This is a genomic window from Rhodococcus shunpengi (genome assembly GCF_048381395.1).
Taxonomy (GTDB): Bacteria; Actinomycetota; Actinomycetes; order Mycobacteriales; family Mycobacteriaceae; genus Rhodococcus.
The window spans coordinates 334,787-347,612 of sequence record NZ_JBLWIU010000036.1; the positions used below are offsets into that span (position 1 = coordinate 334,787).

At 65.1% G+C, this 12,826-nt stretch carries 10 protein-coding genes; 8 read left to right on the forward strand and 2 right to left on the reverse strand.

The window, feature by feature from the left end; genetic code table 11:
* Positions 1–481: 481 nt before the first annotated feature.
* The 4 genes from ACNJ7K_RS25800 (at position 482) to ACNJ7K_RS25815 (ending at position 4,888) form a co-directional block, all read left to right on the forward strand.
* Positions 482–2,011 (forward strand): sugar transferase, encoded by a 1,530-nt coding sequence (locus tag ACNJ7K_RS25800; protein WP_487042454.1) that lies wholly within the window; start codon positions 482–484, stop codon positions 2,009–2,011.
* Positions 2,012–2,135: 124 nt separating this feature from the next.
* Positions 2,136–3,107 carry a choloylglycine hydrolase gene (gene bsh, locus ACNJ7K_RS25805; RefSeq protein WP_487042455.1) on the forward strand — a complete coding sequence of 324 codons (972 nt, stop codon included), beginning with the start codon at positions 2,136–2,138 and terminating at the stop codon, positions 3,105–3,107.
* 172 nt (positions 3,108–3,279) lie between these two features.
* Positions 3,280–4,344, forward strand: a complete 1,065-nt coding sequence (locus ACNJ7K_RS25810) for an MBL fold metallo-hydrolase (protein WP_230825923.1) — start codon at positions 3,280–3,282, stop codon at positions 4,342–4,344.
* A gap of 106 nt (positions 4,345–4,450) precedes the next feature.
* Positions 4,451–4,888, forward strand: coding sequence for an SRPBCC family protein (locus tag ACNJ7K_RS25815; RefSeq protein ID WP_487042456.1), 438 nt, complete (start codon positions 4,451–4,453; stop codon positions 4,886–4,888).
* Here ACNJ7K_RS25815 and ACNJ7K_RS25820 read toward each other — a convergent pair.
* Positions 4,879–5,997 (reverse strand): sensor histidine kinase, encoded by a 1,119-nt coding sequence (locus tag ACNJ7K_RS25820; RefSeq protein WP_487042457.1) that lies wholly within the window; start codon positions 5,995–5,997, stop codon positions 4,879–4,881. The two genes, ACNJ7K_RS25815 and ACNJ7K_RS25820, sit on opposite strands and share 10 nt — an antisense overlap.
* Positions 5,994–6,680, reverse strand: a complete 687-nt coding sequence (locus ACNJ7K_RS25825; RefSeq protein ID WP_487042458.1) for a winged helix-turn-helix domain-containing protein — start codon at positions 6,678–6,680, stop codon at positions 5,994–5,996. The genes ACNJ7K_RS25820 and ACNJ7K_RS25825 overlap by 4 nt, the downstream gene beginning before the upstream one ends.
* Before the next feature lie 190 nt (positions 6,681–6,870).
* Here ACNJ7K_RS25825 and ACNJ7K_RS25830 point away from each other — a divergent pair, with 190 nt between their 5' ends.
* The 4 genes from ACNJ7K_RS25830 to ACNJ7K_RS25845 all read left to right on the forward strand — a co-directional run bounded on the left by ACNJ7K_RS25830 (position 6,871) and on the right by ACNJ7K_RS25845 (position 12,789).
* Positions 6,871–7,518: a DUF305 domain-containing protein gene (locus ACNJ7K_RS25830; protein ID WP_487042578.1), complete on the forward strand. Its 648-nt coding sequence runs from the start codon at positions 6,871–6,873 to the stop codon at positions 7,516–7,518.
* 48 nt (positions 7,519–7,566) lie between these two features.
* Positions 7,567–9,615, forward strand: a complete 2,049-nt coding sequence (locus tag ACNJ7K_RS25835) for a heavy metal translocating P-type ATPase (RefSeq protein ID WP_487042459.1) — start codon at positions 7,567–7,569, stop codon at positions 9,613–9,615.
* A 280-nt stretch (positions 9,616–9,895) separates the two neighbouring features.
* The gene (locus ACNJ7K_RS25840; RefSeq protein WP_487042460.1) at positions 9,896–11,335 is read left to right on the forward strand and encodes a sugar transferase; all 1,440 of its coding nucleotides are present in this window, start codon (positions 9,896–9,898) and stop codon (positions 11,333–11,335) included.
* Between the two features lie 533 nt (positions 11,336–11,868).
* On the forward strand, positions 11,869–12,789 hold the full coding sequence (locus tag ACNJ7K_RS25845) for an SDR family oxidoreductase (RefSeq protein WP_487042461.1): 921 nt from the start codon (positions 11,869–11,871) through the stop codon (positions 12,787–12,789).
* Positions 12,790–12,826 lie beyond the last annotated feature (37 nt).

A 12,826-nucleotide genomic window follows, 5' to 3' on the forward strand; every position in this document is an offset into this window, starting at 1 on the left:
GTTTCACCGCGTCAAGATGCGGTGTCTTCGGTTGGTGAGCCCACCTCCCGTACGAGTCGCATCATTTCTCCGCCAACTACGTGCGGACTCTTGATGTTTCGTGAACTCGCAGTAACAGTATTCGCTGCTGCGGCTCTGGCGGCCGGGTTCGTCGGCCTCTGAACCCTGGACGAGAGCGTTACGTAAAAGTGATTGTCGTCACTTTCGGTTTTTCTGGCGTTCGGGGCAACATGCAGGTAGATGCGCTCGAAGCCCAAGAGATTCAACCGAACACAGGACGCAATCCCACGACCGTCTCGGACGATGGGTCTGGATTTCCCGGCTGATCTGCGACAAGACTTCAGTTCACACGTAACGCTCAGCTATTTCTTAGGGATAGTTCGGGTAACGCTCGCTCGAGTCCGGTTCCACCGCCGGGGCTGGACTCGTCGGGAAAGTTTTGTCTCGGGGAGGAGACACCACTTATGGGGAGGACTGCGGGATGACGACGGTCGATGATCGAGGGGTCGACCCGTTCGACGCTCCGCGGGGTGCGCAGAACCGCGCCCCCGCGGACGCGTCGCCCGGCACCGGCGTCAATCGGTGGAAGTGGCAGGACGTCTACGTCAAGCGGCTCTACGTCACGGACGCGCTCGTCGTGGTGCTGTCCGTGCTGTTGGCGCAGTGGGTGCGGTTCGGATACGAGGAACTCTTGCTGGCCGGGGAGGGCGCAGCACTCGAGTACTCGTTGACATCCGCGACCATCATCGTCGCGTGGTTGGGCGCATTGAGCCTGTTCCGCACTCGGTCGCGTCGCGTGATCGGTGCCGGCTACGACGAGTATCAGCGAGTCATTTCGGCGACGCTCGCCATGTTCGGCACCATCGCCATCATCGCGCTCATCACCAACGAGCAGATCGCGCGCGGATTCCTTGCCATTGCGTTGCCGGTCGGCCTCGCCGGCTTGCTGCTCACTCGGTGGGTGTGGCGGAAGGTGATCGCGCGCAAGCGTGCTCGGGGCGACTTCCAGACGTCGGTACTCGTTGTGGGTGGTGCGCGGGCGGTGCGGCACATGACCCGCACCTTCTCCCGCAAGGACGGCGAGGGTTACCGCGTCGTCGGTGTCTGTGTGCCCCGCTATTCGGGTGCCGCCGGGGATGTGATCGATGTCGACGGCCGGGAGATCACCATCTACGGCGATGAGCATTCGGTCGTCGAGGCACTCAAGCTGTCGGGGGCGGACACGGTGGTGGTCACCGCCACCGAGACCCTGGGCAGCGACGGTTTGCACGATCTGGTCTGGCAGCTCGAGCCGCTCGACACCGACCTGGTCGTCGCCACGGGTGTGGTCGATGTCGCGGGTCCGCGGATCGAGATGCGCCCGGTGGCCGGTCTGCCGCTGATCCATGTGGAAAAGCCCAGCTATCACGGGGCGAAGCGCTCGGGGAAGCGGATCTTCGATCTGGTGTTCGCCGGTGCGGCGCTGGTGGCCTTGGCTCCGGTGTTCGCGGTCGTCGCGCTGCTGATCAAGCTCGAGGATCGGGGTCCGATCTTCTACAAGGCCGAGCGCATCGGCATCGACGGCACGCCGTTCGGGATGATCAAGTTCCGGTCGATGGTCACCAACGCCGACACGATGGTCGACACCCTGTTGGCGCAGAACGAGGGCGCGGGCCCGTTGTTCAAGATGAAGGACGACCCGCGCGTGACCCGTATCGGCAAGGTGATGCGCCGGTTCAGCATCGACGAGTTGCCGCAGTTCCTCAACGTCATTCGTGGCGAGATGAGTGTGGTGGGTCCGCGTCCGCCGTTGCGGCGTGAGGTCGAGGCCTACGACGGTCGGGTCAAGCGTCGCCTGCTGGTGCGTCCGGGTGTGACCGGGCTCTGGCAGGTCAGTGGTCGCTCGGATCTGTCGTGGGACGAGTCGGTGCGGCTGGATCTGTCGTACGTGGAGAACTGGTCGATGGTCTCGGATGTGTTGATCATCGGTAAGACCGTCAAGGCAGTGCTCGCCAGCGACGGCGCCTACTGAGCAAGCGCGAAGAGAACGGCCTCGGAGTTCGGCTCCGGGGCCGCTCTCGTATGGGACCGGCCGAACCGCCATGCGTCCACGCATATTCCGATACCGTGGGACGAAACAGTTCGGAGGTAGCCGCATGTGCACAGCCGCCAACTACACCGCCAAGGACCACTATTTCGGCCGGAATCTCGACCTCGAATATTCCTACCGGGAAGCGGTGACGGTCACGCCACGGAACTTCCCGTTCGAGTTCCGTAAGGTGCCGCCACTGAAGACGCATCACGCCATGATCGGCATGGCGACGGTAGCCGAGGGTTATCCGCTCTACTACGACGCGACCAACGAGAAGGGCTTGAGCATGGCGGGGCTGAACTTCCCCGACAATGCCGACTACAAGCCCGTTTCGGAGGACGGGACGAACGTCGCGTCGTTCGAGTTCATCCCCTGGGTGCTCGGACAGTTCGAGACCGTCGCGCAGGTGCGGGACGCGTTTGCGGACGTGCGCATCGTCGACATCGCGTTCAGTGAGGAGTTCCCGCCGTCCCCGCTGCACTGGATCATTTCCGACCGGGACGAGTCCATCACCGTCGAATCCGTCGCCGAGGGCTTGAAGGTCCACGACAACCCGATCCAGGTCCTCACGAACAATCCGACCTTCGACATCCAGTTGTTCAACATCAACAACTACATGAGTCTGTCGGTCGATCCACCCGAGCCGCGCTTCTCGAAGGAGATCCCCTTCGATACCTACAGTCGCGGCCTCGGTGCTGTGGGGTTGCCGGGAGACCTGTCGTCGATGTCGCGCTTCGTCAAGGCCGCCTTCACCAAGGTGAATTCGGTATCGGGCGACTCGGAGTCCGAGGCGATCAGCCAGTTCTTCCACATCCTCGGTTCCGTAGAGCAGCAGCGGGGATGTGTTCGGCTCGACGACAAGTACGAGATCACCATCTACTCGTCGTGCTGTAACACCCACAGGGGCATCTACTACTACCGCACCTACGAGAACAGTCAGATCACCGGTGTCGACATGCACAAAGAGGACCTCGACGGGAGCGAACTGGCGTCGTATCCGCTGGTGAAGAGCCAGCAGGTCCTCATGCAGAACTGACCGCAGCTCGATCGGAACGGCCTCGGGGTTTCGACTCCGGGGCCGTTCTCGATCTCCGACACCCAACCGTGATTTGACTTTCCGCTGTGATGACCCGCACAGTATGTACGCACAGCGTTCACCACGTACGCAGTGCGTACAAAATCTCTCGTTCCCTTGGAAGGAACCTTCGGTGTCACGACGCTCATTCGAATTCGGCCGGATCCGCACGGCGGCAGTAGTGGTGTCGGGTGTTCTCGCGCTCGCACTCACGGGCTGCAGCTCCGGTGAATCTGCAGCTCAGGAGACACCCGCAGCCCAGGAAACGACGGCGTCGGATGGTTCGCCCACGGACTCCGCTCACCCGGCCTCCGAAGCTCCCGCCGAGGGGGAGATGCGCGTGACGCTGCTCGGCACGGGCAGCCCGGTGCCGAGCACCGAGCGTTACGGCATGTCCACGCTGGTCCAGGCCAACGGCTTGAACCTCGTCTTCGATGCAGGACGCGGAGCCACGGTGCGCCTGACGCAGGCCGGCGTGCCGGTCGGTCAGGTCGACGCCGTCTTCCTCACCCACTTCCATTCCGACCACATCAACGGCCTGTCCGACCTCTGGATGAGCAGCTACGTCCCGGCGCTCGGTGGCCGCGAGGGCGCCTTCCAGCTCTACGGGCCCGTCGGCGTCCGGAACATCGGCGACGGAATGCAGAGCACCTACCGCAACGACATCGACGTGCGCGTCGCGGACAAGGAAGTCGATCCCGCGACCACGCCGATCGAATCGCACGAGTTCGCGGAGGACGGCGTCGTATTCGACCAGGACGGCGTCACCGTCACGATGTTCACCGTGGAGCACGATCCGGTCGGTGCCATCCAGCCGGCGGTCGGATATCGCGTCGACTACGCGGGCAAGTCGGTGCTCATCAGCGGCGACACCGTGCCCACCGAGAACGTTCTGAAGTTCGGCGAAGGCGTCGACGTGCTGGTGCACGAAGTGGCCGACTTCGAGGATCCGTCTGCGCTGCCCAGCGTGTACGCGCACCACACGAACCCGCAGCAGGCCGGCGACATCTTCGAGCAGACCCAGCCGAAGATGGCCGTGTACAGCCACATCGTCAACGGCATCCCTGGCCGCGTCCCCGGTATCTCCGATGAGATGCTCGTCGAACGCACCCGCGAGAACTACGACGGCCCGCTGACCGTCGGCACCGACCTGATGACCTTCCTCATCACCGGCGACGAGGTGCAGGTCGACAACTGATCGGCAGCACGGACCGAACCCCGCCGGCACCGTCGGCGGGGTTTCGCCGCGGGGCATCCGGGGTCATCTGGTGGATGTACCGCGTTTCCGACGAGGAGGACCCGACATGGCGGCCAGCGTCTCCGATCGATTCGACATCGAGGCCACACCCGAGCAGGTGATGCGCGCCCTCGAGGATGTCGAACGCATTCCCGAGTGGTCCTCGGCCCACAAGAGCGTGGAGGTACTCACCCGGGATGCCGACGGTCGCCCGCAGCGGGTTCGCATGACGCTGTCGTTGTTCGGCTTCTCCGACACCCAGACCATCGAGCACGACTGGACCGAGCGGTCGACGTCGTGGACGCTCGTCGAGAGCGCGATGCAGCGCAGTCAGGACGGCGAATACGCGCTGGAGCAGATCGCGCGCGGCACCCGGGTGCACGTCACCATGTCGCTCGAACCGAAGGTTCCGGTTCCCGGCTTCGTGCTCAAGCGCGGGCAGAAGCATGCGGTCGAAGCGGTCCGGAAGGGGCTGACCGAGTTCGTCCTGTCCAATTACGCCTGACTCGCCGTCGGCAGTTCCAGAGTGAACCGGGCTCCGCAGCCCGGTCCGTCACTGTGCGCGCGGATGCGACCGTCGTGGGCTTCGACGAGTGCCCGCGCGATCGTCAGGCCGATGCCGCTGCCGCCGTGATTCCGGTCGCGGGCGGTGTCCGCGCGGTAGAACCGGTCGAAGAGGTGGTCGAGGTGATCGGGCGCGATGCCGGCGCCCGTGTCGGTCACGGTGATCTCCGTTCGGCCGCGGCCCAGGATGCGAGTGGCGACGGTGACGTTTCCTCCTGCCGGTGTGTGCCGTAGGGCGTTGTCCAGCAGGTTCGCCAGCACCTGTCCGAGCCGGTCGGGATCGACCGTCACCGGCGCGGATTCGGCGACGTCGGCCTGCAACGTCACGCCTTTGCCGTCGTACTGCTCGCGTACCGCGTCGACCGCCGTGGCGACGAGGGTGCCGGTGGTAGTGGGCACCCGATGGATGCGGGTGAGGTGCTCTTCCGCCCGGGAGACCGCGGTGATGTCCTGTGCCAGGCGGTTCAGCCGGTGGGTGGCGGCTCGCAGAATCTGCCGGGTGTCGTCGTCGAGAGTGCGGACGCCGTCCTCGAGTGCTTCCAGATAGGAGTCGAGTGTGGCGATGGGTGTGCGCATTTCGTGCCCGAGGTCGGCGAGCATTCTGCGCCTTGTGATTTCGGTGGCTTCGAGGCGTCGTGCCAGCTCGTTGAAACTGGTTGCCAGTTCGTCGAATTCGTGGCCGAGTTCGGGGCTGGGGACGCGGGTGTCGTAGCGACCTCCGGCGATCTGTGCGGTGGAGGTGGTCACCGTGTCGAGCGAACGCTGGATGCGACGCGCGATGTACCAACTGACCACCGATGCCAGCAGCACCGCGATCGCGATGGCCAGGCCCCACGCGAGGATGATGGCTCGGGTGAAGGCTTCTTCGACGTGGGCGGCCTGGCTCGAATCGTGATCGATGCCCGCTTGTCCGAGATGGTCGTGGAAGATCCCGGGAGCGAGAGCGGACGCGACGAGCCATGCGCTGAGGGCACATCCGACGACGACGGCGAAGAGAGCGACGAACAGGCGCGTGCCGAAACTCGTCGCGGCGGGCGAGCGGGACGTCATTGCCCCGTTCCCATCCGGTAGCCGACGCCGCGGACGGTGCGCACGAAACGTCCCTGGTTCGCATCGTCGCCGAGTTTGCGGCGCAGATGGCCGATGTGCACGTCCACGAGGTGGTCGTCACCCACCCAGTTCTCTCCCCATACGGCCGCGATGAGCTGTGCCCGAGTGAACACGACGCCGGGGTCCTGGGACAGGGCCGCGAGGATGTCGAACTCGGTACGGGTGAGCGCGACCGGTGTGCCGCGCACAGCGACCTCCCGTCCGTCGACGTCGATGGACAGATCGCCGAACACGCGGTCCTGCCGGCCCGTAGAGGCTGAGATCCGCGCGGTGGTCCGGGGACGACGCAGCATGGCCTGGATGCGGGCCATGAGTTCGCGCGGGCTGAACGGCTTCGTCAGGTAGTCGTCGGCCCCGACGGACAGGCCGATCAGGGTGTCGACTTCCTCTGTGCGGGCGGTGAGCATCACGACGTACGCGTCGGAGAAGGTTCGCAGCTGCCGGCACACCTCGACACCGTCGAGTCCGGGGAGGCCGAGGTCGAGCACCAGGATATCGGGGTCGACCTGCCGCGCGAGGGTCACGGCCTCGGATCCGTCGCCGGTGATCGTCACGTCGAAGCCGTCGCGTTCGAGATACGAACCCACGAGCTTCGCCAACGACTCCTCGTCCTCGACGACCATGGCTCGCATCCGGCCGGTCGAGCTCGGGGCGGGTGCGGATCCGCCGGATGGTCCCGTTGGGCGAACAGAGGAAGGCATGGCATCCATCATCACCACCCGCCGTGGTGCTGACGATGTGCCCGCACTTCTTGAGCAAATCTTCATGAGATCTCCACCGGAACCCGGGAGCGCACACGCGAGGGTGGACATCATGAACAAGAAGGCTCTGGCCGCCGGTGCGATCGCGCTGGCGGTGACGTTCGCAGCGTCGGCGTGCAGTGATTCCGGTAGCGACGAAGCAACCACGGCGACCGCCACTTCGGCCCCGACATCCGCCGAGGCGAACTCCGCGCGGTTCGACCAGGACGATGTGATGTTCTCGCGCATGATGATCCCGCACCATGCGCAGGCCATCGAGATGAGCGACATGCTACTGGCAAAGGACGGCATCCCGGAGCCGGTGAGGGCGCTGGCCGAGCAGATCAAGGCAGAGCAACAACCCGAGATCGAGCAGTTCGAGGCATGGCTCGACGAGTGGGGCATGCCGCCCATGCACAGGGAGGACACTCCCCGGATGGACAGACTCGACATGCCCGGCATGCCGCACATGGACGACATGCCGCACATGGACGGGATGATGAGCGAACAGGACATGCAGGCACTGTCCGACGCGCAGGGTGTCGACGCGGCCCGCCTGTATCTGGAGCAGATGATCGTCCACCACGAGGGAGCGATCGAGATGGCGCAGGACGAGATCGAGGACGGGCAGTACCCCGATACCGTCGAGCTGGCCCGCACCATCGCCGACACCCAGCAAAAGGAAATCGACACGATGCGTCAGTTGTTGACCACTCTGTAGCCGATCCGCGTCGCGGGTTCGTCCCGCCGGCCGAGTCAGGAGCTGTCGATGTCCCAGCAGGTGCACGAACACACCCACGAGCACGCCGGCCACGATCGTCACGCGGGGCACGGCGCGCACGGCGAGATGTTCCGGCGACGGTTCTGGGTCAGTCTGATCCTGTCGGTGCCGGTCGTCGTCTTCAGCCACATGGTCGCCGAGCTCTTCGGTTATCACCTTCCGGATGTTCCGGGCGTCGAGTGGATCCCACCGGTACTGGGCACGGTGATCTTCTTCTACGGCGGCGTGCCGTTCCTGACCGGCGGCTGGGCCGAACTACGTTCCCGCCAACCGGGGATGATGCTGCTCATCGCCATGGCGATCACGGTCGCCTTCGTCGCGTCGTGGGCCACGACTCTCGAGGTCGGCGGTTTCGACCTGGACTTCTGGTGGGAACTGGCGCTGCTGATCGTCATCATGCTGCTCGGTCACTGGCTCGAGATGCGGGCGCTGGGTTCGGCCTCCGGAGCACTCGAAGCACTGGCCGCGATGCTGCCCGATACCGCCGAGAAGGTCACCGACGACGGTGTGGTCGAGGTGCCGCTGCACGACGTGGCTCTCGACGACGTGGTGCTCGTGCGCGCGGGCGCACGTGTGCCCGCCGACGGCACGGTCATCGACGGCACCGCCGAGGTCGACGAGTCGATGGTCACCGGCGAATCCAAGACGGTCACCCGCGACGTCGGCGACACGGTGGTCGCGGGCACCGTCGCCACCGACAGCGCGCTGCGGGTGCGGATCACGGCGGTGGGGGAGGACACCGCCTTGGCCGGTATCCAACGCATGGTCGCCGATGCCCAGGCATCCTCGTCCCGCGCGCAAGCGTTGGCGGATCGTGCCGCAGCCTTCCTCTTCTACTTCGCCGCGATCGCGGGTGCTCTCACCTTCCTCGTGTGGACGTTGCTCGGCAATCTCGACGAAGCCGTGGTCCGTACCGTCACCGTTCTCGTCATCGCCTGCCCTCACGCGTTAGGTTTGGCGATCCCGCTGGTGATCGCCATCTCGACCGAACGTGCGGCTCGGGCGGGTGTGCTCGTCAAGGATCGGTTGGCGCTCGAACGCATGCGCACCGTCGACGCGGTGTTGTTCGACAAGACCGGCACCCTCACGCAGGGCAGGCACGAGGTCACCGGTGTTGTCGCGACGGCGGGAACGGACGGGGATCATCTGCTCGCCCTGGCAGCAGCGGTCGAAGCCGACAGCGAGCACCCGGTCGCGCGAGCCATCGTCGCTGCCGCCCATGCCCGCGTGCCGTCCGCCGAGCGGATGGCGGTGACGGACTTCCGCTCGTTGCCCGGCCGAGGCGTGCGAGGACTCGTCGACGGAGTGGAGGTGACGATCGGCGGACCGTCCATGCTGAGCTCCCTGCAACTGTCGGTGCCCGACGACGTCGCCGCCGTCACCGACGGATGGGTACGACGTGGCGCATCGGTGCTGCACGTCGCCTCCGACGGGCGGGTACTCGGGGCACTGGCACTCGAGGACACCGTGCGCGACGAATCCCGCCAGGCCGTCGACGCGCTGCATGCGCGTGGCGTGACGGTCGCGATGATCACCGGTGATGCCCAGCAGGTGGCCGACGCGGTGGCCGCCGATCTGGGCATCGACGAAGTGTTCGCCGAAGTGCTGCCGGAGAACAAGGACGCGAAGGTCGCCGAGCTGCAGAAGCGCGGGAACACCGTCGCGATGGTCGGCGACGGCGTCAACGACGCGCCTGCCCTCGCGCGAGCCGACGTCGGTATCGCGATCGGAGCCGGCACGGACGTCGCGATCGAGTCGGCCGGCGTCGTCCTCGCCGCGAACGATCCGCGAGCGGTGTTGTCGATCGTCGAGCTCTCGCACGCGAGCTATCGCAAGATGTGGCAGAACCTGCTGTGGGCAACTGGATACAACGTCGTCGCCGTTCCGCTGGCGGCCGGGGTGCTCGCTTTCGCCGGTGTCGCGATCTCCCCGGCCGTGGCTGCGGTGCTCATGTCGGCGTCGACGATCGTCGTCGCGCTCAACGCCCAGACGCTCCGGCGCCTCGATCTCGACCCCGAGCACGCTACTCACGGATAAGTTTCTCGATAACTTCCCTTTTGTTGTCGCGCGCACGCAACAGTTCTGTGAGACGATCTCAATCGCATAACGTATCGGAGCCGCTACGGAGGACGCGGCTTCGATATACGGGGTTGTCGACGTCCGAGTGCAGGGAGGTGCTCGAGCGTCGAAGCGTCTCGGGGAGGAGACACACTATGAGGGTTCTTCCGTCATGACCACAGTTCGTCCAGCGAACTACGATGCTGTGCACAGCATTTCACGTGTCGATGCCGGTACCGGCGCTCCGGCCGGTAATCGGATGTCCACCAGGTGGGGCTGGCAGAAGTCCTACGTCAACACCTTGTTCGTCACCGACGCTCTGGTCGTCGTGCTGGCTGTCGCGCTCGCGCATGTGGTGCGGTTCGGTCAGGACTCACTCGTCACCATGGACGGCGTCGGAACGCTGAGTTACACGCTGATCTCCGTTGCGCTCGGCGCCGCATGGATCGCGTTTCTTTCACTGTTCCGTACTCGCTCCAGGCGGGTGATCGGCGCCGGCTTCGAGGAATATCAGCGCGTCGTTTCGGCGACGCTCAATCTTTTCGGCCTCGTAGCCATCGTGGCGCTCATCTTCCGGATGGAGCTCGCCCGCGGCTATCTCGCCATCGCTCTGCCCGTCGGTCTGGCGGGTCTGCTGTTCTTTCGGTGGGTCTGGCGGAGGGCCGTCGCACGTCGGCGCCGGAAGGGCGAGTTCACGACGTCGGTGCTGGTAGTGGGCGGCGCTCGCGCAGTTCGTCACATGGCCAGCACGTTCCAGCGTCGTAGCGGTGAGGGTTATCGCGTGGTGGGTGTGTGCGTGCCGCGCTATTCCGGTGTGCCGGGCGAGAGCATCGATGTGGACGGTCGGCAGATCCCGATCCACGGCGACGAGAACACCGTCGTCGAAGCGTTGCGTGCCTCGGGTGCCGACACCGTCGCGGTGACCGCCACCGAGACTCTCGGTCACGAGGGTATCCGCGACCTGCTGTGGCAGCTCGAACCCGAGCGCGCCGATCTGGTGGTCGCGACCGGCGTCGTCGACGTCGCCGGTCCGCGCATCGAGATGCGCCCGGTGGCCGGCTTGCCGCTGATCCATGTGGAGAAGCCGAGCTATCACGGTGCGAAGCGCAGCGGGAAGCGTCTGTTCGACCTCGCGTTCTCGCTCGCCGCGCTGCTGTGCCTTGCTCCGGTCTTCGCTGTCGTTGCGCTGCTGATCAAGCTCGAGGACGGCGGTCCGATCTTCTACAAGTCCGAGCGCATCGGACTCGACGGCACCCCGTTCGGAATGATCAAGTTTCGCTCGATGGTGCAGAACGCCGACAAGCTGGTCGACGCTTTGCTCGATCAGAACGAGGGCGCCGGCCTGCTCTTCAAGATGAAGGAGGACCCGCGCGTCACCCGTGTGGGTCGAGTCCTGCGTCGCTTCAGCCTCGACGAGTTGCCGCAGTTCATCAACGTCGTGCGCGGCGAGATGAGCGTGGTGGGTCCGCGTCCGCCGCTGCGTCGCGAGGTGGAGAGCTACGACGGCCGGGTCAAGCGTCGTCTGCTGGTGCGCCCCGGTGTGACGGGCCTGTGGCAGGTCAGTGGCCGGTCGGATCTGTCGTGGGACGAGTCGGTGCGTCTGGATCTGTCGTACGTCGAGAACTGGTCCATGGTCTCCGACGTTCTGATCATCATGAAGACGGTGAAGGCGGTCGTCGCCAGCGAAGGCGCGTACTGATCTTCGGGCGAAACAGTCCTCGCCCCAAGATCAACTTCGCGGTAGTGTCTCAGGCTGTCGCCGTCCCCTGCACGGTGACATCGAACCCCGCCGGAAGGTTACTCGCATGGCCTTCCGGCGGGGCTTCTGTTGTCTGTGGGCACACTTCCTCTGGCCCGGGGTAGGTCTACGCCTCGAGCGGCAGGGTGAATTCATCGGGTGATATCCGGCTCGTCAGGTTACGAAACACGAAGTTGGACCGTTGTCCAACTTGTGCAGTGGATTGTGTTCGTGCTCCTCGGTTGGGTTGTCGTGTCGATCGCCGTGGCCGTGATCTTCGGGCGAATCATTCGGGCTCGTGACCAGCGCGAGGTCCCGCCACCGTTTCCCGAAGACGGTGATACGCGATGGGAGGACGCCGGTTGAGCCGGTGATAGCTGCCTCGACGGTCTTCGGGCATCCGGGGGCGTTTGCGAGGCGGGTCCCGTGGGAAGTCGACTGTCAACGAGATCTGCGCAGTTCGACGACTCCACCGATGTACAGGACGGTATTTCATGCCTGAGGAAGACGTACACACCACTAAGACCGATCAACTGAAGTTTCAGGATCCGACCACTCGCTACCCGTCCATCTCGCCGCCGAAGCAGGATCAGCCCGAGCCGGGACTCGACGCCGACATGGTGCCCAAGGCCGACATCGGCGAGTTCTCGTATCGAGGCACGGGCCGGCTCGAAGGACGTAAGGCACTGATCACCGGTGGTGACTCGGGCATCGGCGCCGCCACGGCCATCGCGTTCGCGCGGGAGGGTGCCGACGTCGCGATCTCGTACCTGCCGGACGAGGAGCCCGACGCCAAGAACGTCGTCCGCATCATCAGCGAGAGCGGTCGCAAGGCAGTCACTCTCCCGGGTGATCTGACGGATGCCTCGTTCTGCTCCGCGGTCGTGAACCAGGCGGTCGAGCAGCTCGGCGGGTTGGACATCCTGGTCAACAATGCCGGCAAGCAGATCGCGGTGGAGGGACTCGACGACCTGCCCGACGATCAGCTCGAGCAGACCTTCCAGGTGAACATCCTCGCGATGTTCCGCACCACGCGTGCGGCATTGAAGCATCTGCAGCCGGGTTCGACGATCATCAACACCACGTCGATTGTGGCGTACCAGCCGTCGCCGGCGTTGATCGATTACTCGTCGACGAAGGCTGCGATCAACAACTTCACGAAGAACATGGCGACCCAGCTGGCGGAGAAAGGTATCCGCGTGAACGCGGTTGCGCCCGGACCGATCTGGACGCCATTGCAGCCCTCGGATGGTCAGCCGAAGGAAGAGCTACCCGAGTTCGGGCAGAACACACCGCTCGGACGGGCGGGGCAGCCGACCGAGTTGGCGCCCGCCTACGTGTTCTTGGCGTCGCCTGAGTCCAGTTATGTAGTGGGCGCGACGATCCACGTCAACGGTGGGATGCCGTCGCCGTAGAGTGGCCCGGAACGGATCGTGCGCGTCGGTGGATCTG